The following is a 26,646-nucleotide window of genomic DNA, read 5'->3' as shown; positions in this document are numbered from 1 at the left end:
ATTTTCATACAGATTTTTTAACGTTCTCACTACTTAAGATTAGTCCACTCAAAATTGAATAACTATATCTTATCAAGAACTCTACCTCTTTGTCAATAAACGTGTGACAACTATTTCTTATCTTTGGATAAGTCCTCGAGCTATTAGTATTAGTCCGCTACATGTATCACTACACTTCCACTTCTAACCTATCTACCTGATCATCTCTCAGGGCTCTTACTGATATTAAATCATGGGAAATCTCATCTTGAGGGGGGCTTCGCACTTAGATGCTTTCAGCGCTTATCCCTTCCCTACATAGCTACCCAGCGATGCCTTTGGCAAGACAACTGGTACACCAGCGGTAAGTCCACTCTGGTCCTCTCGTACTAGGAGCAGATCCTCTCAAATTTCCTACGCCCGCGACGGATAGGGACCGAACTGTCTCACGACGTTCTGAACCCAGCTCGCGTGCCGCTTTAATGGGCGAACAGCCCAACCCTTGGGACCGACTACAGCCCCAGGATGCGACGAGCCGACATCGAGGTGCCAAACCTCCCCGTCGATGTGAACTCTTGGGGGAGATAAGCCTGTTATCCCCAGGGTAGCTTTTATCCGTTGAGCGATGGCCCTTCCATGCGGAACCACCGGATCACTAAGCCCGACTTTCGTCCCTGCTCGAGTTGTTGCTCTCGCAGTCAAGCTCCCTTATACCTTTACACTCTGCGATTGATTTCCAACCAATCTGAGGGAACCTTTGGGCGCCTCCGTTACCTTTTAGGAGGCGACCGCCCCAGTCAAACTGCCCGTCAGACACTGTCTCCGATAGGGATTGCCTATCTGGGTTAGAGTAGCCATAACACAAGGGTAGTATCCCAACATCGCCTCTAACGAAACTGGCGTCCCGTTCTCAATGGCTCCTACCTATCCTGTACATGCGGTACAGATACTCAATATCAAACTGCAGTAAAGCTCCATGGGGTCTTTCCGTCCTGTCGCGGGTAACCTGCATCTTCACAGGTACTAAAATTTCACCGAGTCTCTCGTTGAGACAGTGCCCAAATCATTACGCCTTTCGTGCGGGTCGGAACTTACCCGACAAGGAATTTCGCTACCTTAGGACCGTTATAGTTACGGCCGCCGTTTACTGGGGCTTCAATTCAGATCTTCGCTTGCGCTAAACCCTCCTCTTAACCTTCCAGCACCGGGCAGGCGTCACCCCCTATACATCATCTTACGATTTAGCAGAGAGCTGTGTTTTTGATAAACAGTTGCTTGGGCCTATTCACTGCGGCTGTCATCGCTGACAGCACCCCTTCTCCCGAAGTTACGGGGTCATTTTGCCGAGTTCCTTAACGAGAGTTCTCTCGATCACCTGAGGCTACTCGCCTCGACTACCTGTGTCGGTTTGCGGTACGGGTAGTATGTAGTTAAACGCTAGAAGCTTTTCTTGGCAGTGTGACATCACTAACTTCGCTACTAAACTTCGCTCCCCATCACAGCTCAATGTATCAGGTATAAGCATTTGACTCATACCACACCTCACTGCTTAGACGTGCTCTTCCATTCGCACGCTTTAGTTAGCCTTCTGCGTCCCTCCATCACTATACATACTAGTACAGGAATATCAACCTGTTGCCCATCGAATACACCTTTCGGTCTCTCCTTAGGTCCCGACTAACCCAGGGCGGACGAGCCTTCCCCTGGAAACCTTAGTCTTACGGTGGACAGGATTCTCACCTGTCTTGCGCTACTCATACCGGCATTCTCACTTCTATGCGTTCCAGCACTCCTCACGGTATACCTTCTTCACACATAGAACGCTCTCCTACCATTACTATTACTAGTAATCCACAGCTTCGGTAAATTGTTTTAGCCCCGGTACATTTTCGGCGCAGGGTCACTCGACTAGTGAGCTATTACGCACTCTTTGAATGAATAGCTGCTTCTAAGCTAACATCCTAGTTGTCTGTGCAACCCCACATCCTTTTCCACTTAACAATTATTTTGGGACCTTAGCTGGTGGTCTGGGCTGTTTCCCTTTCGACTACGGATCTTAGCACTCGCAGTCTGACTGCCGATTATATCTACTTGGCATTCGGAGTTTATCTGAGATTGGTAATCCGGGATGGACCCCTCACCCAAACAGTGCTCTACCTCCAAGAGACTTAACATCGACGCTAGCCCTAAAGCTATTTCGGAGAGAACCAGCTATCTCCAAGTTCGTTTGGAATTTCTCCGCTACCCACAAGTCATCCAAGCACTTTTCAACGTGCCCTGGTTCGGTCCTCCAGTGCGTTTTACCGCACCTTCAACCTGCTCATGGGTAGGTCACATGGTTTCGGGTCTACATCATGATACTAAGTCGCCCTTTTAAGACTCGGTTTCCCTACGGCTCCGTCTCTTCAACTTAACCTCGCATCATAACGTAACTCGCCGGTTCATTCTACAAAAGGCACGCTCTCACCCATTAACGGGCTCGAACTTGTTGTAGGCACACGGTTTCAGGTTCTATTTCACTCCCCTCACGGGGTGCTTTTCACCTTTCCCTCACGGTACTGGTTCACTATCGGTCACTAGAGAGTATTTAGGGTTGGGAGATGGTCCTCCCAGATTCCGACGAGATTTCGCGTGTCTCGCCGTACTCAGGATTCTGCTAGGGCTCAATTCAATTTTAAATACGAGGCTGTTACTCTCTTTGGCTTACCTTCCCAGGTAATTCTTCTATTAAATTAAAGTCCCACGTCGCAGTCCTACAACCCCGAGGAGTAAACTCCTCGGTTTGCCCTCCTGCCGTTTCGCTCGCCGCTACTAAGGCAATCGCGTTTGCTTTCTCTTCCTGCAGCTACTTAGATGTTTCAGTTCACTGCGTCTTCCTTCTCATGACCTTTATAGTCATGGATACTAACCATTAGTTAGTGGGTTCCCCCATTCGGACATCTCTGGATCAGCGCTTACTTACAGCTCCCCAAAGCATTTCGTCGTTAGTCACGTCCTTCTTCGGCTTCTAGTGCCAAGGCATCCACCGTGCGCCCTTATTAACTTAACCTTATTCCAGTCTTTCGACCTTCTTATTTTTTAATATGTTCGCGTTTATCTTTTTTTCGGTTTATTTCTTGTTACTTTTCTACAATCATTTGTATGATCGTGGAATTTGATATAGTTATTCAATTTTCAATGGACTATTATGATATTAAGAACCGTTACGACTTGTCGTAAAACTTGCGTAAAATAAGGAACAAACCAGTGATGTGTCTTCAGACACGAGATGGTTTTGACTTATTTCTAGTAAGTTTAGGTTCGTATTCAAATATCATTTATCTAGTTGAACACGAGATTAATTTCTTAGGAAAATAGATAACCTTCCTTGTGTGCAAGCACACTGTGTCAGATTCCTAATTTTCTACAGAAATTTCGGCAAGCCGAACATCTCTTTGTATCCTAGATAATGGAGCCTAGCGGGATCGAACCGCTGACCTCCTGCGTGCAAAGCAGGCGCTCTCCCAGCTGAGCTAAGGCCCCGACTAATAAACTGGTTGTTACATTATTAGTGGTGGTACTATTCTATTACGTGAAGCTTAATTGTATTCGAACTAAAATCTTAGTGAAAAAGATAAATTTCCTTCTGTGCAAGCACACAGCGTCAATTTCCTATTTTCATACAGATTTCTTAACGTTCTCATGACTTAAATAAGACCTCTCAAAACTAAATAAGACATGACCAAACGTCTTCCATTTCCTTAGAAAGGAGGTGATCCAGCCGCACCTTCCGATACGGCTACCTTGTTACGACTTCACCCCAATCATCTATCCCACCTTAGGCGGCTGGCTCCTAAATGGTTACCTCACCGACTTCGGGTGTTACAAACTCTCGTGGTGTGACGGGCGGTGTGTACAAGGCCCGGGAACGTATTCACCGCGGCGTGCTGATCCGCGATTACTAGCGATTCCGACTTCATGTAGGCGAGTTGCAGCCTACAATCCGAACTGAGATTGGCTTTAAGAGATTAGCTTGCCGTCACCGGCTTGCGACTCGTTGTACCAACCATTGTAGCACGTGTGTAGCCCAGGTCATAAGGGGCATGATGATTTGACGTCATCCCCACCTTCCTCCGGTTTATTACCGGCAGTCTCGCTAGAGTGCCCAACTTAATGATGGCAACTAACAATAGGGGTTGCGCTCGTTGCGGGACTTAACCCAACATCTCACGACACGAGCTGACGACAACCATGCACCACCTGTCTCTCCTGCCCCGAAGGGAAATCCTATCTCTAGGACGGTCAGAAAGATGTCAAGACCTGGTAAGGTTCTTCGCGTTGCTTCGAATTAAACCACATGCTCCACCGCTTGTGCGGGCCCCCGTCAATTCCTTTGAGTTTCAACCTTGCGGTCGTACTCCCCAGGCGGAGTGCTTAATGCGTTAGCTCCGGCACTAAGCCCCGGAAAGGGCCTAACACCTAGCACTCATCGTTTACGGCGTGGACTACCAGGGTATCTAATCCTGTTTGCTCCCCACGCTTTCGAGCCTCAGCGTCAGTTACAGACCAGAGAGCCGCTTTCGCCACCGGTGTTCCTCCATATATCTACGCATTTCACCGCTACACATGGAATTCCACTCTCCCCTTCTGCACTCAAGTTTGACAGTTTCCAAAGCGAACTATGGTTAAGCCACAGCCTTTAACTTCAGACTTATCAAACCGCCTGCGCTCGCTTTACGCCCAATAAATCCGGACAACGCTCGGGACCTACGTATTACCGCGGCTGCTGGCACGTAGTTAGCCGTCCCTTTCTGGTTAGTTACCGTCACGTAATGGATTTTCCACTCCCATTACCGTTCTTCTCTAACAACAGAGCTTTACGATCCGAAAACCTTCTTCACTCACGCGGCGTTGCTCGGTCAGGGTTCCCCCCATTGCCGAAGATTCCCTACTGCTGCCTCCCGTAGGAGTCTGGGCCGTGTCTCAGTCCCAGTGTGGCCGATCACCCTCTCAGGTCGGCTATGTATCGTCGCCTTGGTGAGCCTTTACCTCACCAACTAGCTAATACAACGCAGGTCCATCTCATAGTGGAGCATTTGCCCCTTTTAAGTAGATGACATGTGTCTTCTACTTTCATGCGGTATTAGCTATCGTTTCCAATAGTTATCCCCCGCTATAAGGTAGGTTACCTACGCGTTACTCACCCGTTCGCAACTCATTAGACTGGTGCAAGCACCTGTCCTCTGCGTTCTACTTGCATGTATTAGGCACGCCGCCAGCGTTCGTCCTGAGCCAGGATCAAACTCTCATTTTAGTTTGAACTTACTCGTTCTTTTTCTGTCGCTGACAGATTTATTACTTTTTTGATTGACGGGTAATATGTCTTGCATATCACCCTCACGTTTGGTTTTTTCTTGTCTTATTCAGTTCTCAAAGGTCTTGAATCTCTTACGAGACAACTATTTTATTCTATCAGCTATCATCTTCTTTGTCAATATCTTTTTTCAATTTATTTGGCTTTGATGATGACTGGGTTGCTCTTTTAGCAACTTTATTAGTATACCCACCTTTTTACACTTTGTCAAGATAATTATTTCTAATTTGAAAAGTTTTTTTCTGTTTTTCCTATATTAAAGATTTTACAATATCCATATATATTATTGCTACTTCTATATTGGTTTCATTCCTTAGCTTTTGCAGTTTTGTTCCTATAGTTCTTGACTATAGGAACCTCAGCATAATTTCCTATTCTTTTAAGTGAGTCTTTATGATAAAATAAAGGTATTATGATAACGGAGGAGTGATTAACCATGTCTAATAATTTACTGGTTTTACAATCTGACTTTGGCTTAGTCGATGGAGCAGTTTCTGCCATGGTTGGTGTAGCCTTACAAGAAGACCAAGCTATTCAAGTTCATCATCTAACCCATGATATCTCACCATATAACATTTTTGAAGCCTCTTATCGGCTCTTCCAAACTATTAATTACTGGCCCGAAGGTACTACTTTTGTTTCCGTAGTTGACCCTGGAGTAGGTTCAAAACGTAAAAGCGTTGTTGCCTTAACTAAAAACAATCAATACATTGTTACACCTGATAATGGTACTCTTTCTTACATAAAAAAACATATTGGTATTGAAGCAATTAGAGAAATTTCGGAAGTGAAAAACAGACGTGAAAATACTGAATTTTCCTATACTTTCCACGGTAGAGATGTTTATGCTTATACGGGAGCAAAACTTGCCTCTGGACATATTTCTTTTGAAGAAGTTGGCCCGGAGTTATCGGTTGATGCTATTGTCGAGGTTCCTGTTGTCAACACTGTAATCAATGAGGGGATCGTGAGTGGTGTCATCGACATCTTAGATGTTCGATTTGGCTCTTTATGGACATCAATAACCAGAGCAGAATTCCAACACCTCCGTCCTGAATTTGGTGATCGTTTCGAAGTTACTATATTTAATAATGATATGCTAGTTTATCAAAATCAAGTAACCTATGGAAAGTCATTTGCTGATGTTCGCATTGGTCAACCAATTCTTTACATTAATTCACTTTACCGTGTCGGCTTAGCTATCAATCAAGGTTCTTTTGCAAAAGCTTATAACATTGGTGTCGGACAAAACTGGCATCTTGATATCAAGAAAATGAGCTAATATTAAGAAAATTTCATTAACTAAACCAATTGTTGCTACTTTTTTATAGAAGAAAAAGGATTATATTATGAATAACTTATCCATTAAAACCGTTGTTGCTATTGGCATCGGTGCTGCTTTGTTTATTATCATTGGTATTTTTGTACCTATTACCGTTTTTACCAATACAACAATCTCTTTACAGTATGCCGTACAAGCTTTATTTGCTGTTGTTTTCGGTCCGATAGCCGGTTTTTTCATTGGTTTCTTTGGTCATATGCTTAAAGATATGATTTCTTATGGATCAGTTTGGTGGTCCTGGGTTATCCCTAGTGCACTTGTTGGGTTAGGTATTGGTTTCTTACAAAAAAAATTAAAATTGACACAAGGCATTTTTACCAAAAAGGACATTTTTCTATTTAATATTACTCAAATTGTTGTAAATATTATTTCTTGGGCTCTTGTTGCACCGCTAGGTGATGTGCTTATTTATCATGAGCCAGCTAATAAAGTTTTTACCCAGGGGCTTTTTGCAGGCCTAGCAAATATTGTTACAATCGGTATTGGTGGAACCTTACTCTTAGTTGCTTACACCAATACTCGTACCAAATCAGGTAGCCTGACAAAGGATTAAAATTCAAAAACTAATGACTAATGCTATCCAATTCAAAAATTTCAGTTTTAAATATGACGCTCAATCCCTACCGACACTTTCAAATCTTAATCTAGCTATAGAGAAGGGGCAAAAAGTGCTAATTATCGGGCCCTCTGGCAGCGGTAAGTCAACAATTGGTAACTGTTTAAATGGGATTATCCCCAACCATTTTAAAGGTGAGCACAGTGGCTCCTTGCTTATCAACGATAAAGAAGCTTTTGATTTATCTATTTATGAAAAATCAAAATTAGTATCAACCGTTCTCCAAGATCCCGATGGCCAATTTATTGGACTTTCGGTAGCTGAAGATATCGCCTTTGCTTTAGAAAATGATTGTATCCCACAGTCAGAGATGAATAACCACATCAATTATTGGAGCAAAACACTTGATATAAGCAATCATCTAGCTAAACGGCCTCAAGACCTTTCTGGAGGACAAAAGCAGAGGGTTAGTTTGGCAGGCGTTCTGATCGATGAAAGCCCCATCCTCTTATTTGATGAGCCATTAGCTAATTTAGACCCAAGGTCCGGACTGGATACCATTGATTTAATTGATCGTATCCATAAGAGTACCCAAGCAACCACCATCATCATTGAGCATCGTTTGGAAGATGTTCTTTATCGCCACGTTGATAAAATTATCCTAATTAATGATGGTATTATTCTCTTTGATGGAAGCTCAGATCAGTTGCTCGCTAGCAATATCCTCGAGCAAAATGGCATCAGAGAACCACTATACCTAACTTGTTTACGCGATTTCGGCTTTGATATTAGAACCCTAGGCCAGCTTGACCAACTTGATAATTTAGACTTACCTCCTATCACAACACTAAGCGGTCCAAAACGACAAGAAGTCGACATCCCAAAAGAACCTCTCCTAAGTATCCAAAACTTAACCTTTAGCTATGATAAAAACACCCCTATACTTGATAACATAAACTTAACTCTAAACAAAGCAGAAAGAGTGGCTATTGTTGGACAAAATGGTGCCGGAAAATCAACTTTAGCAAAAATCATGTGTCAATTCCTTGAAGGTGACTTCACTATGACCTACGGTGGAAAAGATATCTCTAGGGATTCCATTAAGGAACGTGCGGATAGAATAGGCTATGTCCTACAAAACCCCAATCAGATGATTAGCAAATCTGCCATATTTGACGAAGTAGCTGAAGGGTTACGCTTACGTGGCTTTACAGAAGACGAAATAACACACAAAGTCAATGAAACATTGCAAACCTGTGGCTTATATCCCTATCGCAATTGGCCTATCTCTGCCCTTTCTTTTGGACAGAAAAAAAGGGTAACGATTGCTTCTATTCTTGTTCTAGGAGCAGAAATTATTATTTTAGACGAACCAACAGCCGGACAAGATAAGAAAAACTACACTGAAATAATGAATTTTCTGAACCAACTTCACCAAAAAGGGCATACCATTGTTATGATTACGCATGATATGCAATTGATGATGGAATATGCCGATCGGGCTATTGTCCTTAGTCATGGTCACATCATCGCAGATGATAAGCCTGAGAACATACTTTCAGATGAAGATATTCTTAATAAAGCCTATTTAAAAAAGACTAGTTTATTCCACTTAGCAGAAAAAACAGCTTGCAATCCAATTGATATGACAAGATACTATATTGCAAAAGAAAGGGGACGACATGCCTCAGAGATTGATCGGTTACCATAACACTGGAACATTTATTCATCAGTTATCTGGCGCCAGCAAACTGATCTTTTTTATATTAGTCTCTGTTGCCTGTATGACAACTTACGATACCCGTCTCATTCTTTTTATTGGGCTACTATCTCTTTACTTATTAAGAACGGCTAAAATCCCTTGGAAAAACATATCATTTGTCATTTCATTCGTGACTTTCTTTGCTATCATGAATATCCTTATGGTTTACCTTTTTGCACCGACCTACGGACAAGAGATTTATCAGTCACAAACAGTCTTGATAAAAGGCTGGGGAAGTTATAATCTGACCAGCCAAGAACTATTTTATTTGCTCAATCTCGGTTTAAAATATTTCTCGACAGTTCCGCTAGCTATATTATTTCTAACTACCACTCACCCTAGCCAATTCGCCTCTAGTTTAAATCAAATTGGCTTACCATACAAAGTTGCCTACGCTCTTAGCTTGACTTTACGCTATATCCCAGATGTGCAAGAAGAATTTCACACCATTCGAACATCACAGGAAGCTCGTGGTCTTGAATTATCCCAAAAAGCTAAATTAATTGACCGGATTAAAGGTAACCTGCAAATCATTATTCCACTTATTTTCAGTTCTTTAGAACGAATTGACACCGTCTCTACAGCTATGGAACTGCGGCGTTTCGGTAAAGAAAAGAAACGAACTTGGTACAGTGCCAAGCCTTTTACTAAAGCAGATTATTTAGCTATTGGACTTGCGCTATTTATCGTCTTAATTACCATCCTTTTATTTTTTAGTAATCGTGGACGATTTTATAATCCCTTTTCGTAAAAAACTAAACCATGGATAGCATCTATATTGGCGGATTAACTACACCTTCGAATAAAAAGCAACTAGCTGATTGATAGCTAGTTGCTTTTTTATTACACCAAGGCTCCTTTTGAAACTTTCTCCATTTGACTTGGTACGTACAGAGGTCGTAGATGATAATTATCGGATTAAATTTCTATTATCGTTAAAAAGTTACAAACCTTCTATTCAACTTACAATTGATTGACAAAAAAATCAAAAATTGCCTGATTCTCCGGTTTTGTTGATAAGAGTAATTCTGGATGCCATTGTAAACCTAATAGACGATGTTTACAACTATATACAGCCTCAATAGTCTGATCTTTATTATCCCAAGCGATTGCTTTCAATTCAGGGGCTAATGTCTTTATAGACTGTATATGTAGTGAATTAACCTGACTACTATTTCCATAGATAGGAAACAAAATACTACCTTCAGAAACATGGATAGATTGGTGAGCCTGATTTGGCGCTTGCTCTTGCCAATGGTTAGATATAGACTGATTTAAAGTTCCACCTAAGACGACATTGACTAGTTGGGCACCACGACAAATCGCTAGTATGGGCTTATTTTGTTTGAGTGCCTCCATAATTAATTGACTCTCAAAAACATCTCTATCTTCATTGTAATCATCACTTTTAATGCTTCGCTTTTCACCATAAAAGTGAGGGGAGACATGTTGACCTCCAGTTAGAATCAATTTATCAACCATTGTCACATAATCTTTGACCGTCTGCTCTGAACCGATCGGTAAAATGATAGGCAAACCACCCGTTTTCAGGACGATATCTAAAAAAACAGTTGAACTATAAGTTCGAGTGATTCCATTCTCCCAAGTATCCTTGCTTTTTTCTTTACTGACATTCCCAGTTATTCCGACAATCGGTTTTTTCACTATCACTGCCCCCTATTTGAAATAATAGGCTTATTTTAGCATAATCACCATAGGCTTGGTATTATAAAGTTGTAATCACACTAATAAAAAAATTAACCTGATTTAATAATTTATAGGATTAGACTTATTTACGGGGGAAATGATGTCTAAAAAAACGAAAACGTTTGTGGCATTTGTAAAATAAATTGAAAGGATGATAGAGAGGACTGACGGGAATATTAAACTCTCCAATATATTCCTCGATACATGGATCGAAATTTGCTTTGAACTTCGTTAAGCCATCGCTCAGATCTCCTTCAATTCCTCCCATATTAGCCCAGCTAATACCATGATGGTAGGCGTCTTCAAAAACTTTAGGATAAAGTAAATATTGAGGATAATATTTTTTAAAATCATCATTCATACCTGCATATAACATCTCCATTGACTGGCCATAAGCAATTGAGAGAATCCCCGCAATCACCACTTCTTGAGGGTACTTTTCAGAAAACCTTTCACATTCGGAAATATTTTTTAGCAGAGCCTCTTTCTGATTGTTCAATTTGCGAAGCTTCTTTCTTTGATGACTTTCTACAAAACGTAAGTTATGCTCCACTTCTAATAATTCTGTTTGCAGATAGTTTAGCTGAGTAGGAATATTAATCTTAGCCAAGTGCAGATAAGCGTCATCACCGTAGATCGTCATTAATTGTTTAAAATAATCTAAATCTCGTAAACTAATATGTTTTCTATCTTCTGTTAAGGAGACCACTTGTGCAAAAGCTGTTAAATCACTGGGAGCGGCTCGATATACTTCAACTCCTCTTTTCCTAGCATCTGTCATCAAACGTTTGGTGTGCTTAGGAAACGTTTCTACTAAATCTTTGTCAAGGTAACAATTTGCTTGAAAACGTGGCTGAATTGTTTCAGACATTTGCACTGTTAAACCGGACCATTTGGCTCCAGCATCAATCATAGCATCTATAGCATCCTGGCCAGATTTACGAACAGCCCGGATAGAGTCACTCAATTTATATTGTTTAAAAATAAGCGCTGGATCACACTTAATCACGAGGGCGTTTTTTTGTTTCGCATAATCCTTAAGCATGTTAACAACAAAAACGACTAGGTCCCGGTTATTGTAGTCCATGACAGGTCCACGGGGGATATAAATCATGGATAATCCTAATGGTAAGGACTTAATCAATAATGACATGGAAGCTATTAACTGACTATCATGATAAACTCCGATTCGTTCATGCTGCCAATGATGTTTAACCTCAGCCCAATAACTACTTTGTAATAAGTTGATTTGTTTGCTTGCTTTGACGAAGGTGTCATGTTCTTCCGCACTGATACCTATTTTAATCACATAACGATTTGCCATAAATTCTCCATCATTAAATTACTTTTTTGTTACTAATATTTCTTTTTTGTTACAAATTATATTTTTATGTTACCATACAGACATCTAAATGTAAACTGTTTCTTAATAAAATATATTATCTTTTTAATTTAATAATATTAATCGTTTTTAACTTGAAAACCTAGACTATTCATAAGTTCAACCCAAAGATAAATAAAAAGAACTTTTAAAAAAATTCTGAGAACATAGACAAACTCCTAAAAATAAAAAATTTGAATAGACTTGCGTAAAATGACAAAATATTAAACTCTTAGAAATGTTGATATTCCAATATTTATGAGAGTTTTTGTTTTTCATGATAATGAAAAAAGATTGAAGAAACTTGTCCAAAATGGACTTTTTCTTCAATCTGAGAACTTTAAAAAAAGTTCTTTTTGTTTATCTTGAAGTTCCTAGCTCCGGCACTGCTTCTCTCACCAACTCTGTCAATATCGTATCAAGAATAGTAGGTTTTCTATTAATATTATGACCTAACTTTGGTATGGTAATCATCCTACTATTATCATAGCTCTCAGCGATGGTCATCGAATGACTTGAGCGAATCATATCATTTTGACCAACAAGAACAAAAACAGGGATTGTGTTAGACATAAGGCTCGTCTGAATGATCTGATTTGCCATCATGAGTCGAGCAACAAAGTAAGCATTCTTTTTTTCAGGGTCAACGATGCTCTCTAGAGCTAGTTTCAGAACTCTGAAACTAATGCTAAAAATATAATGACAATGTAAGCCTGTAAATCTAATATTACCTGCATTTAGAAGCAGGCCCGTTACTCGATCGGGAAAGAGATTTTCATATGCAATAGCTAAGTTAGCTCCATCACTGTGACCTACTAAAATATAGCTCTCCAACTTCAGAAAATTCAATAAGTCATGAATTTCCTCTGCTATTTGAGCAAAACTCATTTTCTGGGTGAGCGCTCCCGACTTGCCATGCCCATGAGTATCAATCATAATCAACTGATAGCAACTTGCTAAATGCAGCTGTGGCTCAAAGTAAGCCAAAGATTGACCATTGCCATGAAAGAAAATAATGGGATAGCCATGCCCATGAATTTCGTAATAAAGCTCATTCCCCGTTTGTGTTTTATAGTACATTATTAATTTCACTTTCTAAACAGTTAATTCTACACTATTTAAATATTATCATTTAATCTCATAAAGCCCACACAGTCGTATTCATCAAGCATTTTCAATTGATTTGCTTTGTAAAACGCGATCGTTTTGGAAGTTGCATCTGTTATTAATACAATTTGTCGTATACCTTCTAGTTGTTGATATATATCCTCCATGAGATGAGAGCCTAACCCTTTGTTCTGAAATTCAGGGCTTATTAAAATATCTTGAATATACGCAATAGTCAAGCCATCACTAATCACTCGACATAAACCGACCAATTTTTCGCCATGCCAGGCTGCGACATATGTATAAGCATTTTTTAAAAGTAGTTGCATATTCTTATTTCTTGCAACATAAATATCCCAACCAACACTTAAGTAAAGTTCCTGTAGTGCTTCATGTGATGGCAATAACTTATTAATAACATACTCCATTTTTATTCCTCTCTTTGTCTTAACTAACAAAACATATTAAGAGATGTCTCGCAAAACGTTTAATCACCTTTTAAATTTTTATATTCTAAGTAAGTTAATAAAATCAAAATAAGGTCAAAAAGAGTTAATGCAATCATACTATAGTGATGAGTTACCATAAATTCTCTTAATTGATAAATAATAAAACCAACGAAAACTAAAATAGATAAAGGATAAGCCCAAAGCTTTCTCCGAAGCAAGAGAAATAAGGTCAAAAGCTTCAATACACCATGTAATAAGAGATAAATAGCTGCTAACCTTTGACCAGAAACTGTTATTAATTGTCCCAGTTGTACAAGATGACTTGCAATAAAAGCGTTTGGATTCTTAGCTATTTCTCCTGAAGTTAAAAAAGCAATAAACATATGTATTGTTTCATTTTTAAAAAAATAAAGCAGTATCCCCGCAATTGATTCACCAGCAGCAAAAGCTAGCTTGAAAAACAACATGATTTTGAAGCTCTTGTCAACTAATTCTACATTATTTCTAGTTCTCATTCTAATCTATCTCTTCCTTTCTTTTACAAGTCTCGTGTCTGCACCGCCTGCCAACAGGTGGTCATCTTTATGATATAATAACACATTTTTCTTAATCAAAACTAATTTCTAGACATCATTTTAACGACTTAATTTCTCCTAATTTAATAGAAATCCCATGAAGAGAGTTATCTCACAATATTTCTTAAATAATCACATTAAGTAACTTCATAAGGAAATACAAAGGATGCCTAACACAAAATATCATCATATACCTAGAACAGACTAATACTTAAAATACTCCACCTTTGAATGTTGAGGGAAATCACCTACTTGCTATATACTAATAAAGCGGTATCATCAAAAGACACCCCATGGTGTGAACCATGAAGTGTTTCCAAATGTTGATATATAAGTGTATATTAACGTTTTGAGAATTGTGATGCCTTACGGGCTTTCTTAAGACCTGGTTTTTTACGTTCTACCATACGTGCGTCACGTGTAAGAAGTCCAGCGCGTTTTAATGCGTCGCGGAAGTCTGGGTCTACTTGTAGCAATGCACGAGCGATACCATGACGGATAGCTCCTGATTGTCCACCGTAACCACCACCGTTTACGTTTACAAATACATCATATGAACCTTCAGTAGATGTTACTGCGAAAGGTTGGTTGATAACTAAACGTAAGTCAGCATGTGGGATGTATTCTTCAACATCTTTGTTGTTAACTGTGATTTTACCAGTTCCTGGAAGTAAACGAACGCGTGCAACAGCGTTTTTACGACGACCAGTTCCTGCATATTGTGCTTGTGCCATTATATAATGCTCCTTTCCTCTTAGATAAGTCCTGAGATGTCAAGTACTTCTGGTTGTTGTGCTGCGTGAGTGTGTTCACCGCCAACGAAGACTTTCAATTTCATACCTTGTGCACGTCCAAGAGTGTTATGTGGAAGCATGCCTTTTACAGATTTTTCAATCAAACGCACAGCATTTTTGGAACGAAGTTCACCTGCTGAGATTGATTTTAATCCACCTGGGTACATTGAGTGAGTGTAGTAAATTTTATCAGTTGCTTTTTTACCAGTTAATTTAACTTTTTCAGCATTGATAACAATTACAAAATCACCTGTATCAGTATGTGGGGTAAATGTTGGTTTGTTTTTTCCGCGAAGTATGCTAGCAACTACTGCAGAAAGACGTCCAAGAGGTACATCTGTTGCGTCAACAACGTACCATTTGCGTTCAACTTGGCCAGTTTTAGCCATGAAAGTTGTTTTGTTCATGATTTCTCCTATACGAATTCGTAATATTTGTTTACAAGTGTTGGTGGGTGTTCCGTCCCACGCAAAGGTATTTGGAAGGTTCCGGGGCCTTTCAAATGGGGTAAACAATACCGCCTACTATAATATCAAAAATACTTGCCACTAGCAAGTACTTTATCATTTTTATTTTTTTGATTTTATCTGACAAAAAGACTGTTATGCACTCATTTTGACTTATTAATAACTTATCGAACTTCTTTACCAATTGCAAATGCTGCTAGCGTATTAGGGCCCACGTGAGCTGCAATAACAGGGCCTATTGGCATAATTAAGACATCGCTAATTTGAGGATTCTCTAGCAAAGCATCCCGCAATTTCTGAGCAGATTCCAAATCATCAGAATAACCAATGATAACAGTTGAATGAGCAATATCTCCAACTACTTGTTTCATGATTTCATTAATAGCCTTTTTACGTCCTCGGACTTTTGCAATGGGCACCAAGCTCCCTGCTCGATTAATCCAAAGAATTGGTTTAATACTTGCTAAACTTCCTATAATAGCAGAGCTTTTTGACAAACGACCACCACGCATGAGGTGGTAAAGGTCATCCACTAAAAAGTAGGTCCGAAGCCGAGGTAGAATATCCTCAATCATAGCCTTGGTTTCTTGTAGACTCCGCCCCTTGTCTCTGGCTTCCGCTGCAAGAATTGACAGATACCCTTCCCCGCCAGCTGCCGCTAGGGTATCCACAATCTCAATTACCGCATCAGGATATTCTTCCAAGACCATCTCACGAGCTATAAGAGCACTTTGATAAGTTCCTGAAAGTACCGATGAAAAAGCAATATAGAGAAGGTCATCTTGGTTTTTAGCATGACGACGAAAAATTTCTTCAAAAGTACCGACGTTGATCTGACTCGTTGTTGGTTTGCTACCGGCTTTCATCATAGCTAACAGATCTTGGCTCGTTAAAGCCTCAGATCCTACAGTTGAATAAATCTTCCCTTCACATTCAATGCTTAGTCCCACAACCTCAACTTGATGCTCTTCAGCCCATTGAGGATCCAAATCAGCTGTTGAATCTGTTAATAAAAAAAATGACATGGCAGCTCCTTATTGATAATGTTTTTTATTCGATTGTCAAAGTATTATTTTGTTATTCTAGCAGAAACTAAGCTAAGACGCAAGCTTTTTAAGGTTTTATCAGTACTAGCACCTAATTTTTATCAATTATCAATCTCAAAAAGGCCCTTCTTTGCAAAAGAGAGCCTTTCTGATATCCAGAGGTCTACTATTTTTCGAAACTCCCCGAATCTAAATCATCCATTAGGTCTTTGAGCTCTTGCATCTTCCCTTGTTCAAAAGGACGAAGCTTTGGCCTTTTCATTTCAATCGTTTTAGACATTTGATCCAAATCTGATTTGACGGTATTGACCCGTCTTTCCAGCTCTCGTGCTGGAACTCGTAGAGCCCCCTTTGAAAATATTGTCCACTGTTCATTAAGATCACTGGTGGCTACTTCAACGAGGTTAAGAACAGTATTGAGCTCTGCTGCTGTCCGCTCAATATAAGAATCGGCTGTTTCTTCTTCAGTAAAAATGACAGAAATCATATATTGATCATAACGTTGACGTACCCCTGGTACGAATTGTGCATCAAAAACGCAGATAATATCAATTTTTTCAAAATGCGCGTAGTTGTTGAGCTTATTTAAAAGAATTGTTCTAGCCTGATCTAACTGATTGGTTTTAAAGAGTTGACGCGTTTCTTCCCAAAAAGCAATCATGTTATAGCCGTCAACTAAGAGTATTTTTTTCTTCATAATTATCCTAGAGTTTATGGCGGAAAACTTCATACATCAGCACAGCCGCTGCGACACCTGCATTCAAGCTCTGCACATGACCACCCATGGGAATCGTAATCATTTCATCTACTTGTTTTTTGATATTAGTTGAAATGCCTTTTCCCTCACTACCTATGATAAGAACTAGCTTTCCTGATGTATTCCATTCCTGAACTGGTGTCCCATCCATATCGGTCCCAAAAATCCAAAAACCGGCTTCCTTCAGTTTGTCCAAGGTTTGGCTAAGATTAGTGACCCTAGCGATAGGAACATGTTCTACTGCACCTGTTGATGTTTTTGCTACAACTGGCGTTACTCCGACAGCACGGTGCTTTGGAATAACTACACCACACACTTTTGTAGCATCTGCTGTTCTCAAAATAGAACCAAAGTTATGAGGGTCTGTTAAGCCATCTAGAACTAATATTAATGGATTTTCTTCCTTCTCTGCTTTTGCAATAAGAGCTTCCAACTCACTGTAAGCAAAGGCAGAGACACGAAGTACAAACCCTTGGTGCACAGCTCCTTCTGTCATATCAGATAAGGTTTTTTTAGGAGCCCAAGAGATGGAAACTTTTTTGTCTCTTGCTAGATTCTTAATGGTATCTACATTTTTCCCTCGTAAATCTTCTTGAATGTAAAGTTTATTTCCAGTATTAGCATTTAGGCTCTCGGTTACTGCATGTACCCCATAGACCACGTCATTAGTTTCAATCATATCATTTTCTTTCATAAGTCCTATTATAACACGAAAGCAGACAAAGAGAGACCTACCTGAATCTTTTTTCGCTCAATTTAAAACTCCTACCAGTTACTGGCAGGAGTGCTGTCTGAAAAGAGCTTATTTTAGGTGATAGTGTATTAGGTCAGTCTGCGCACTTTGGCCATTGTAACTCGTTTTAATACTGTAATCACCAGCTTTATAGCCCGTCATATCAAACCAAGCTATCATACTTTGCCAACCAGCTTGCATCTGGTAAGGAATAGTCGCTAAAACATTGCCTTGGCTATCCAATAACTGAATAATAGCTTCTCCTCCTTTTGCCAATTCTGGGCTAATAGCTAATTTACAATCGATAATAGGTTGTCGTTCACGCAGTTGAGCATTAACCATTAGCCCACTAGTTTGTTCTGAAGCGGTTTCTGTTTTTACCGGTGCAATATGTTCTTCAGCAGACACTTGTGGCACTGTTATAAATGTAGCGAGCCCCAAAATAAATGCGGCAAAACAGCAAATAACTTTTAAATCTCTCATTTTTTTCATCATTTGTCCTCCTGATTCTCCTACTACTGTCATTGTATATAAAAAAGGAGCATTTTACAAGAAAAAACTCGATGATAGTTTTTCGATGTGGTCACTTACCTCTACACAGAGCACGAAAAAAAGAGAGGCATTAACTCTCTTTTTCCGTCGTCTTTTCGACCTCGTCAATACACCAAGTAATCAGGGCTTCCAAACGTTCCTTTTGATCAGTCATATCCAAATATCCCATGAGAGCTTCAAACCCTGTTGACATGCGGTAAGTGACCACATCAGCATTTTTAGCCTTGGTATGGCTATTGGTATTGCGACCACGTCGGTAAATGTCCTCTTCTTTTTCTGTTAATAGCTGAGCTTCTAACATTTTCTGAGCAAGACTTGCCTGTGCCTTTGCAGATACATAACGCGTTGCTAAGTGGTGTAACTGATTAGGTTTGGTTTGACCTGTAAAAATCAAGTGCTTACGGATATAATAAGAGTAAACGGCATCCCCCTCAAAGGCTAATGCAATACCGTTAATGAGATTGACATCAATATCAGTCACGTGTCCACCTCACACCATCTTTTGTATCCAAGAGTTTTATCCCTTGTGTAGCAAGTTGATCACGAATGCTATCAGCTTTAGCAAAATCACGTGCCGCACGCGCTGTTTGTCGTTCCGCAATCAAAGCTTCAACTTCGCTGTCTAAAACTTCTTCTTGAAAAACAATACCAAAAACCTCTAACATTTCTCCAAAAGCAGTTTTGATGGTTTGATCATAATGACCAGAATTAATCCATTTAGCAAAATCAAAAATTACCGTTATACCATTAGCAGCATTGAAATCATCGTCCATAGCCTCTTTGAAAGACTTTTTGAAATCAAACAAGCGATTAGTATCAGACATCGTTTGAAGAGGAAGTAGGTAAGTATTCTTTAAGTACTTAAGGTTGACTTCAGCATCATGAATGGCTTTTTCAGTAAAATTGATAGGTTTTCGATATTGTTGTGTTGCTAAGAAAAAGCGGAGCACTTGACCATCTACTGATTCTAGCATATCATGCACGGTTACAAAATTGCCAAGCGACTTGGACATCTTTTCATTATCCACATTGACAAAACCATTGTGCATCCAATAGTTGGCAAATCTTTGGCCTGTTTTAGCTTCTGACTGGGCAATTTCGTTAGTATGGTGTGGAAACTCTAAATCCGCACCGCCACCGTGAATATCAATGGTATCCCCTAAAATTTCTGTTGCCATGACCGAACACTCAATATGCCAACCTGGACGTCCTTTACTCCAAGGACTGTCCCAAGAAATTTCCTCCGGCTTAGCCGATTTCCAAAGAGCAAAATCAAGTGGATTTTCCTTTAAAGCCATTTCAGCATCAGTCCGGCCACTAGCTCCTACTTCAAGGTCTGCTAGCGTTTTGTTGGCAAGCCGAGCATAATTCTCCGATTTGGTGACGCGAAAGTAAACATCTCCAGCTGATTCATAGGCAAAGCCTTTTTGAATAAGCTCTTGCACAAAGGTTATAATTTCTCCCATATAATCCATAACCCTTGGGTTTTGACTGGCAGGTTTGATGCCTAATTGTTTTGTGTCAGCCATAAAAGCTTCAATAAATTTATCAGCTAAGGCTTTCGGAGATATTCCCGCTTCAGCAGCGGCTTTAATAATTTTATCATCTACATCTGTAAAGTTGGAAATATAATTAACATTATAGCCACTATATTCAAAATAGCGACGAATAGTATCAAAGGCCACAGCAGATCGTGCATTCCCAATATGAATGTAATTATAAACAGTTGGTCCACAGACATACATACTGATTTGATTTTCCTTTAAGGGAACAAAATCACGTAAACTGCGGGTCATTGTATCATATATTTTGATCATGCATTCTTTCCTTTGCTTATTTCTTTTTATAATTTTGAAGAGTAATAAGATTCCTCACGTTGATGCTCAATTGACTGAATTTTAAGCACATCTTTTTGGCCATGAACACGAACCACTTTAGCCGGCACTCCAACCACTGTCACATCTTCTGGAACATCAGATAGAACCACAGCTGCTGCTCCTACTTTAGCACCCGCTCCGATTTCAATAGGGCCTATAATCTGAGCATGAGCAGAAATCAAGGCTCCTTTACGGACAGTTGGATGACGTTTACCCCAATCTTTTCCTGTACCTCCTAGAGTAACGCCATGATAAAGCATAACGCCCTCTTCAATCTCCGCTGTTTCACCAATAACTAAGCCAGCACCATGGTCAATAAAAACACCTGCTGCTATAGTAGCTCCTGGATGAATTTCAATATGTGTTAGAAAACGCCAAAACTGACTGTGCATCCGGGCCAATAATTTAAAGCCATTCGTCCACAAGAAATGTGAAACACGGTGTGCCGCTAAAGCTTTTAATCCGGGGTAAGTTAAAATAACTTCTAGTGAGCTACGTGCGGCTGGGTCTAACTCTTTCACAATATCAATACTTTTTTTCCACCAGCCCATTCTGCCTCCTCTTAAATATCAATATCAGTCCAATCCATTAAGATTTGCTGGTCATCAAAAGGATTAATGGCCACTCCGACACTTTCTTCAATTTCATTTTCGCCATTCCTAGGTTGATAAATATCTGCAATCTTCCATGTCAAAATAACGCCTTGAGCTTTTCTAAAAGCTCCGCCAAATTCCTCTTGATTATACCACTTCGCAAAACTTTCTAAGTTTGTAAAAGCTGGAATATAGGATTTCCCTTCTGGTGTTGACATTGTTGGAAAAAATCGATCATAAGTGTTTTCACTCTTAATATTCACAAAAGCCGGTACTAAATAGATTTTTTCCATAACATCAGCTTCTTGATTACTATCACTCATTACGGCATTCAAAATAGTCGTGTAATTATTAATGAATTGAATCATGTCACTGCTTTTAAAGATAGTGGAATTACCAAAATCACCTTTTTTCTTCAAATTGAAGACTAACCCAGCTACACCTGATTTTATAACCTCTTCTAAAACAGCGATAGCAGAGCGTTCAAGCCAGTAGTGGCTCTGTGCACTTTTTTGCTCTTCTTTAAAAAGAGCCATATCTTCCTTATCAGTAAATACCGGTGTCACCTGAATACCATCAATTTCAATAGCATAGGGTTCTTTAGCTGCCCAAACTGGAATAGTATGAAAAGCATTAACTAATCCCACACTATCTAAAAAGTTATCCGGTGCATTGATAAAAGCCCGCAAGCGTGCATCTATTTCATTCATATCCCGTTAATCCTATTTTTCTACATTTGTTTCAGCTTGTTTTGATGAAACCACTGATTCCTTAGCTACCTTATCTTTAGCAATATCTGCTTCTTTTTTCTCAGCTTTTGGAGGACGTGGGATCAAAGCTTTCATTGACGCATCAACGCGTCCTTTTTCATCTACCTTGATAACTTTAACATCAACTTCTTCACCTATTTCAAGTACGTCCGAAACATTGGCTGTTCGTGTCCATGCAATTTCTGAAATATGAACTAAGGCATCTGTCTTGTCAAAGAGGTTAACAAAAGCACCAAATTTTTCAATACGAACTACTTTAGCATGGTAAACTTCACCAACCCTAGCTTCACGCACTAAACCAGCAATAATTTTTTTGGTTCTGTTGATTGCTTCTTGGTCACTAGAGAAAATTTGAACCATTCCTTCATCGTCAATATCAATTTTAACACCAGTTTCCGCGATAATTTTATCAATGGTTTCTCCACCTTTACCGATAACCACTTTGATTTTGTCCACATCAATTTTAATGGTATCAATTTTTGGAGCTGTTGGTGCCAATTCGAGACGCGGTGTTGCAATAGTAGCTTCAATCACGTCTAAAATTTCAAAGCGAGCTTTTTTAGCTTGAGCTAGTGCTTCTTCAAGAATTTGCGGGGTAATGCCCTCAATTTTAATGTCCATTTGAAGTGCTGTAATACCTTCTCGTGTACCAGCAACTTTAAAGTCCATATCGCCAAAATGATCTTCAAGGCCTTGGATATCTGTAAGCACCGTGTAGTTTGTTCCATCCGAGATAAGACCCATTGCGATACCAGCAACTGGAGCCTTAATAGGTACTCCGCCTGCCATTAAAGCCAAAGTTCCCGCACAAATGGAGGCTTGAGAAGAAGAACCATTTGATTCTAAAACTTCAGCAACCAAACGAATAGCATATGGGAATTCTTCCAAACTTGGTAAAACTTGAGCTAAGGCACGTTCTCCTAAAGCACCATGACCTATTTCACGGCGTCCAGCTGCTCCATAACGTCCTGTTTCCCCGACTGAATATTGTGGGAAATTATAATGATGCATAAAACGTTTTTTGTATTCTTCATCTAAACCATCAATGATTTGGGTTTCGCCCATAGGTGCCAAAGTTAAGACTGAAAGTGCTTGTGTTTGACCACGCGTGAAGAGTCCTGAACCATGAACTTTTGGCAAGAAATCAATTTGAGCATCTAGTGGTCTAATCTCATCAATCTTACGACCATCGGGACGAACCTTATCTTCTGTAATTAAACGACGAACTTCAGCATGCTCCATTTGTTCTAGAATTTCTGCTACATCACGCATAATTGTTGCTAGATTTTCATCTTCAGCAAAGCGTTCCATATACTCAGCTTTAACAGTTTCTTTAACTTCTTCAGTTGCAGCTTCACGAGCTTTTTTCTCTTCAACTTGCACAGCTGTTTGCAATTGAGCATTATATTTTGTCACAATTTCAGCTTGTAGGTCAGTATCAACTTGAAGCAATTCAACTTCTGTTTTCTCTTTACCAACCGCAGCAACAATTTCTTCTTGGAAAGCAATTAATTCCTGAATAGCTTGGTGACCTTTTAATAGAGCCTCCAGCATAATGTCCTCTGACAATTCTTTCGCGCCAGATTCAACCATATTAATAGCATCCTTGGAACCAGCTACTGTTAATTCTAATAGCGAAGCCTCCATTTGTGCTTTGTCGGGGTTGATGATAAATTGACCATCAATGTACCCCACTTGTACCCCTGCGATTGGCCCGTTAAAGGGAATATCAGAGATTGATAAAGCAAGTGATGAGCCGAACATAGCTGCCATTGGAGCACTAGCATTCTCATCATATGAAAGAACTGTGTTAATGACTTGAATCTCGTTACGAAATCCTTCTGCGAACATAGGACGAATCGGACGGTCTATGAGACGAGCAGTTAATGTCGCGTCAGTAGACGGACGCCCTTCACGCTTCATAAAGCCACCGGGAAATTTTCCTGCTGCATACATCTTTTCTTCGTAATTAACTTGAAGTGGGAAAAAATCACCTGTAGTCATTTTCTTAGACATGACTGCTGCCGTTAGAACTGTTGATTCACCATAGCGTACGACAGTTGCACCATTTGCTTGTTTCGCCACTTGGCCAACTTCAACCACGAGTGGTTTGCCTGCAAAAGTCCTTGTAAATGTTTGTTTAACCATAAAATGTCTACCAGAATTCTTACTAAGTGCCATTCATTGACTGCTCTGGCAAGCAAGAATTCTTCCTTTCAAAATATCTTTTGGATACGTTCCTGATTTTGCTACAAAGAGCAACCAGACAAGTCTAACTTGTCAACCTCCTCTTTGTATCAAATGGTCGTATCTACACAATTTTACCACAAATTCTTGAAAATAGCACTGTTTCTCCGCCTTTACCACTTATAAAAAAAACAAAAAAGAAGCTCAATTTCTGAGCTTCTTAGGATAGCTAATCAATGTTTCAAGACTAGTCCTCTAAAATTTTAAATCCTAAACTTGTACTATCTTCCAAGAACATTTGTACCGTTTCAAGTGAATAGTGATTTAAATCTTTGCCTGCAAGTGGTAATTTAGCAATCAAATCACTGGTACAAGTAATAATATCAACTCCAAGTGCATCTGCTTGATAAATATTAAAAGTTTCACGAGGGCTGGCCCAAAGGAGCTCTACACCTTCTTTCTCACGACAAATTGTCAAAGCTTCTTTCATAATTGGTACGGGATCTAGACCTGTATCAGCGATGCGGCCGGCAAAGACCGAAACAATTGCGGGAACCCCCGATGTCAAATGATCAACAACTAAACGGGTTTGCTCAACAGTAAAAATAGCCGTTACATTTAACTTAATTCCTTTCTCAGAAAGTTCCTTTATTAATTCAGCTGTTGACTCCCCTTTTGAAGTCGTCACCGGAATTTTAACATAAACATTGTCACCAAGTTTAGCAATCCGTTCTGCTTCCTTACGCATTGTCGCAATATCATCCCCAAAGACTTCAAATGATACGGGGTATTCTGTGATTTTGCCTAAAACCTCTTTAGCAAATCCAATATAAGAAGTAATACCAGCTTTTTTCATTAAACTTGGATTGGTTGTAAAACCTGTGACTAGACCAGAGTTTAAATCTGTTATCATGTTTTCTAGCACAGCACCGTCTGAAAAGATCTTAACCTTTAGTTGTTTTTCCATGAAAACCTCCTTTATTTTTCTTCAGTAATATTATTAATAGCTTGGTTTGATTTCGACATAAAACTTGGAATAATCAACACTAAGGCCATTACTGCAATCACTATATAAATACCAACTTGACCTATTGAAGTACCAAGTCGTCCAAGGAGAATACCAAGAACACCAAAATCAAAATCACCAAATGTTGTATTTGAGAATCCTAATTTTCCTAATACTGGTAATAGCATAGCAGGTAAGAAAGCTAGGAATAAACCATTGACAAAAGCCCCAACGATGGCACCTCGACGCCCACCAGTTGAGTTCCCATAGATACCCGCAGTTGCACCGCAGAAGAAGTGTGGAACCATCCCTGGGATGATGAGCACACCGCCGGCTGCGCCTAAAATAAGCATACCAATAAGTCCGCCGATAAAACTAGAGGCAAAACCTAGGATAACGGCAGTTGGTGCATAAGGAAAGAAAACGGCGCAGTCTACAGCTGGAATAGCATTTGGAATCAACTTATCAGCAATACCTTGAAAGGCTGGGATTAAGTCTGCTAAAATCATTCGAACACCAGCATATACGATGGCAACACCTACCGCGAAGGTCAACCCACTCTTGATAGCAAAAATGAAATGATTTTGCCCCGCAGCTAATTTGTTAGCGACAGCCGGATCTCTCAGAATAGAAGCCACTGTTGCAATTAAATAGAAAATAACCATTATTAGACCAGTGGAGATAGTTGTATTTCGTAAAAAACTCCATTTTTCAGAAATTTCAAGTTCTTCGGTATCTTGGCTACCCTTTCCAACTTTGCTACCTACCCAAGCAGATAAGTAATAACCTAGACTACCAAAATGCCCCATAGCTATTTCATCACCATCAGTAACTTTGAGGGTGTATTTTTGACCAATAGCCGGTGAGATGGCAGACCAAGCTCCAAGTAAAAAACCACCTAAAAGAATGAGTGCAGCTCCTTTGAAACCTACTGCTCCCAGTACTGCCGATAATAGACAAGCCATAAAGAAACTATGATGTCCTGTCAAGAAAATATATTTGAAGCGCGTGAAGCGCGCAAAGGCTAAGTTCAATAAGAGTCCGACTACCAAGATAGACATGGTTTCTACTCCGAGAATTTTTTGAGCTACTGATGTGACCGCCTCATTGTTTGGGACAACACCTGTAATGTTAAAACCATGTTCAATCAATTGGGACAGGGGATCCAAATTTGACACAATAACTCCAGCACCTGCTGCTAACATCAAATAACCAAGAATAGGCCCCATAGTTCCTGTTAAAACCTTATGCCATGGAGTTTTTAAAGCTAGTAAGCCAACACAGGCAATGAGTCCCATTAAAAAAGCAGGTTCTTTTAAAATGTCCCTAAAAAATGATAATATTGCTTCCATTAAACTTCCCCTTTTCTTAATCTTGACCAGACATTTCTTTTAGAACTGGTACCAAATCTTCTTCAATTTTTTTCCGATTTGTATAGCTTTTAACGATACAGAGCTTTGTTCCTTCAGGAAAAATATCTTTAAACTCTTTTACTGTTACAAAGAGATCTGCCCCCTTACCAACAGCTGCATTAGAGTCGCATGATTCAGCATCAACAGCAATTCCTAAATCTTTGGCAATAGCTTCCACTTTCATACGAAGCAATAGACTTGAGCCAATTCCATTTCCACATACTGTTACAATTTTCAACAT

At 39.7% G+C, this 26,646-nt stretch carries 23 protein-coding genes, 1 tRNA gene and 2 rRNA genes; 4 read left to right on the top strand and 22 right to left on the bottom strand.

Annotated features, from left to right (window positions below):
- Nucleotides 1–123: 123 nt before the first annotated feature.
- From FGK96_RS01720 to FGK96_RS01710, 3 genes are all read right to left on the bottom strand, one after another.
- Nucleotides 124–3,028: ribosomal RNA gene (locus FGK96_RS01720) — 23S ribosomal RNA — on the bottom strand.
- Nucleotides 3,029–3,428: 400 nt separating this feature from the next.
- A tRNA-Ala gene (locus FGK96_RS01715) sits at nucleotides 3,429–3,501 on the bottom strand.
- Between the two features lie 222 nt (nucleotides 3,502–3,723).
- Nucleotides 3,724–5,272, bottom strand: a 16S ribosomal RNA gene (locus FGK96_RS01710).
- Together the 16S and 23S rRNA genes with 1 tRNA gene alongside form the textbook arrangement of a ribosomal RNA operon.
- Nucleotides 5,273–5,768: 496 nt before the next feature.
- Here FGK96_RS01710 and FGK96_RS01705 point away from each other — a divergent pair.
- From FGK96_RS01705 to FGK96_RS01690, 4 genes are all read left to right on the top strand, one after another.
- Nucleotides 5,769–6,614 (top strand): SAM hydrolase/SAM-dependent halogenase family protein, encoded by an 846-nt coding sequence (locus tag FGK96_RS01705; RefSeq protein WP_138080805.1) that lies wholly within the window; start codon nucleotides 5,769–5,771, stop codon nucleotides 6,612–6,614.
- Between the two features lie 67 nt (nucleotides 6,615–6,681).
- Nucleotides 6,682–7,227 carry an ECF-type riboflavin transporter substrate-binding protein gene (locus tag FGK96_RS01700; RefSeq protein ID WP_003085788.1) on the top strand — a complete coding sequence of 182 codons (546 nt, stop codon included), beginning with the start codon at nucleotides 6,682–6,684 and terminating at the stop codon, nucleotides 7,225–7,227.
- 13 nt (nucleotides 7,228–7,240) lie between these two features.
- Entirely contained in the window at nucleotides 7,241–8,941 is a 1,701-nt protein-coding gene (locus tag FGK96_RS01695) for an ABC transporter ATP-binding protein (RefSeq protein ID WP_138080803.1), read from the top strand.
- The gene (locus tag FGK96_RS01690; protein ID WP_138080801.1) at nucleotides 8,913–9,743 is read left to right on the top strand and encodes an energy-coupling factor transporter transmembrane component T family protein; all 831 of its coding nucleotides are present in this window, start codon (nucleotides 8,913–8,915) and stop codon (nucleotides 9,741–9,743) included. The genes FGK96_RS01695 and FGK96_RS01690 overlap by 29 nt, the downstream gene beginning before the upstream one ends.
- Nucleotides 9,744–9,955: 212 nt before the next feature.
- On the opposite strand, the gene FGK96_RS01685 is transcribed toward FGK96_RS01690, so the two are convergent.
- The 19 genes from FGK96_RS01685 to FGK96_RS01590 form a co-directional block, all read right to left on the bottom strand.
- Nucleotides 9,956–10,657 carry a gamma-glutamyl-gamma-aminobutyrate hydrolase family protein gene (locus FGK96_RS01685; protein WP_138080799.1) on the bottom strand — a complete coding sequence of 234 codons (702 nt, stop codon included), beginning with the start codon at nucleotides 10,655–10,657 and terminating at the stop codon, nucleotides 9,956–9,958.
- Between the two features lie 124 nt (nucleotides 10,658–10,781).
- A complete protein-coding gene (locus FGK96_RS01680) occupies nucleotides 10,782–12,023 on the bottom strand; it encodes an aminoacyltransferase (RefSeq protein ID WP_138080797.1) in 1,242 nt (413 codons plus the stop codon).
- Nucleotides 12,024–12,440: 417 nt separating this feature from the next.
- The gene (locus FGK96_RS01670; protein WP_138080793.1) at nucleotides 12,441–13,160 is read right to left on the bottom strand and encodes an alpha/beta fold hydrolase; all 720 of its coding nucleotides are present in this window, start codon (nucleotides 13,158–13,160) and stop codon (nucleotides 12,441–12,443) included.
- Nucleotides 13,161–13,198: 38 nt separating this feature from the next.
- Nucleotides 13,199–13,615: a GNAT family N-acetyltransferase gene (locus FGK96_RS01665; RefSeq protein ID WP_138080791.1), complete on the bottom strand. Its 417-nt coding sequence runs from the start codon at nucleotides 13,613–13,615 to the stop codon at nucleotides 13,199–13,201.
- Between the two features lie 59 nt (nucleotides 13,616–13,674).
- On the bottom strand, nucleotides 13,675–14,151 hold the full coding sequence (locus FGK96_RS01660) for a DUF2127 domain-containing protein (RefSeq protein ID WP_003083580.1): 477 nt from the start codon (nucleotides 14,149–14,151) through the stop codon (nucleotides 13,675–13,677).
- A 401-nt stretch (nucleotides 14,152–14,552) separates the two neighbouring features.
- Nucleotides 14,553–14,945 carry a 30S ribosomal protein S9 gene (gene rpsI / locus FGK96_RS01655; RefSeq protein WP_138080789.1) on the bottom strand — a complete coding sequence of 131 codons (393 nt, stop codon included), beginning with the start codon at nucleotides 14,943–14,945 and terminating at the stop codon, nucleotides 14,553–14,555.
- A gap of 20 nt (nucleotides 14,946–14,965) precedes the next feature.
- Nucleotides 14,966–15,412 (bottom strand): 50S ribosomal protein L13, encoded by a 447-nt coding sequence (gene rplM, locus FGK96_RS01650; protein WP_003083327.1) that lies wholly within the window; start codon nucleotides 15,410–15,412, stop codon nucleotides 14,966–14,968.
- A gap of 224 nt (nucleotides 15,413–15,636) precedes the next feature.
- Nucleotides 15,637–16,497 carry a DegV family protein gene (locus tag FGK96_RS01645; RefSeq protein ID WP_138080787.1) on the bottom strand — a complete coding sequence of 287 codons (861 nt, stop codon included), beginning with the start codon at nucleotides 16,495–16,497 and terminating at the stop codon, nucleotides 15,637–15,639.
- Between the two features lie 187 nt (nucleotides 16,498–16,684).
- Nucleotides 16,685–17,215: an NYN domain-containing protein gene (locus FGK96_RS01640; protein WP_138080785.1), complete on the bottom strand. Its 531-nt coding sequence runs from the start codon at nucleotides 17,213–17,215 to the stop codon at nucleotides 16,685–16,687.
- A 7-nt stretch (nucleotides 17,216–17,222) separates the two neighbouring features.
- Complete coding sequence (gene rlmB, locus FGK96_RS01635) at nucleotides 17,223–17,969, bottom strand: 23S rRNA (guanosine(2251)-2'-O)-methyltransferase RlmB (RefSeq protein ID WP_138080783.1); 747 nt, start codon at nucleotides 17,967–17,969, stop codon at nucleotides 17,223–17,225.
- A 108-nt stretch (nucleotides 17,970–18,077) separates the two neighbouring features.
- Complete coding sequence (locus FGK96_RS01630) at nucleotides 18,078–18,503, bottom strand: hypothetical protein (RefSeq protein ID WP_138080781.1); 426 nt, start codon at nucleotides 18,501–18,503, stop codon at nucleotides 18,078–18,080.
- A gap of 127 nt (nucleotides 18,504–18,630) precedes the next feature.
- Nucleotides 18,631–19,041, bottom strand: coding sequence for a Mini-ribonuclease 3 (locus FGK96_RS01625; protein ID WP_003083758.1), 411 nt, complete (start codon nucleotides 19,039–19,041; stop codon nucleotides 18,631–18,633).
- Complete coding sequence (cysS, locus tag FGK96_RS01620; RefSeq protein ID WP_138080779.1) at nucleotides 19,034–20,377, bottom strand: cysteine--tRNA ligase; 1,344 nt, start codon at nucleotides 20,375–20,377, stop codon at nucleotides 19,034–19,036. Before cysS ends, FGK96_RS01625 begins: the two co-directional genes overlap by 8 nt.
- A 26-nt stretch (nucleotides 20,378–20,403) precedes the next feature.
- Nucleotides 20,404–20,988 (bottom strand): serine O-acetyltransferase, encoded by a 585-nt coding sequence (cysE, locus tag FGK96_RS01615; RefSeq protein WP_138080777.1) that lies wholly within the window; start codon nucleotides 20,986–20,988, stop codon nucleotides 20,404–20,406.
- An 11-nt stretch (nucleotides 20,989–20,999) separates the two neighbouring features.
- A complete protein-coding gene (locus FGK96_RS01610) occupies nucleotides 21,000–21,740 on the bottom strand; it encodes an SseB family protein (RefSeq protein ID WP_138080775.1) in 741 nt (246 codons plus the stop codon).
- 12 nt (nucleotides 21,741–21,752) lie between these two features.
- Nucleotides 21,753–23,948 (bottom strand): polyribonucleotide nucleotidyltransferase, encoded by a 2,196-nt coding sequence (gene pnp, locus FGK96_RS01605; protein ID WP_138080773.1) that lies wholly within the window; start codon nucleotides 23,946–23,948, stop codon nucleotides 21,753–21,755.
- Between the two features lie 286 nt (nucleotides 23,949–24,234).
- Complete coding sequence (locus tag FGK96_RS01600) at nucleotides 24,235–24,954, bottom strand: transaldolase (RefSeq protein ID WP_138080771.1); 720 nt, start codon at nucleotides 24,952–24,954, stop codon at nucleotides 24,235–24,237.
- Nucleotides 24,955–24,965: 11 nt separating this feature from the next.
- Nucleotides 24,966–26,345: a PTS ascorbate transporter subunit IIC gene (locus FGK96_RS01595; protein WP_138080769.1), complete on the bottom strand. Its 1,380-nt coding sequence runs from the start codon at nucleotides 26,343–26,345 to the stop codon at nucleotides 24,966–24,968.
- A gap of 16 nt (nucleotides 26,346–26,361) precedes the next feature.
- The gene (locus FGK96_RS01590) at nucleotides 26,362–26,646 is read right to left on the bottom strand and encodes a PTS sugar transporter subunit IIB (RefSeq protein WP_003082836.1); all 285 of its coding nucleotides are present in this window, start codon (nucleotides 26,644–26,646) and stop codon (nucleotides 26,362–26,364) included.

This window comes from Streptococcus porcinus (assembly GCF_901542335.1).
GTDB classification, from domain to species: domain Bacteria; phylum Bacillota; class Bacilli; order Lactobacillales; family Streptococcaceae; genus Streptococcus; species Streptococcus porcinus_A.
Note: the sequence above shows the minus strand (reverse complement) of the source record. Positions and strands in the feature narration are given on the sequence as shown.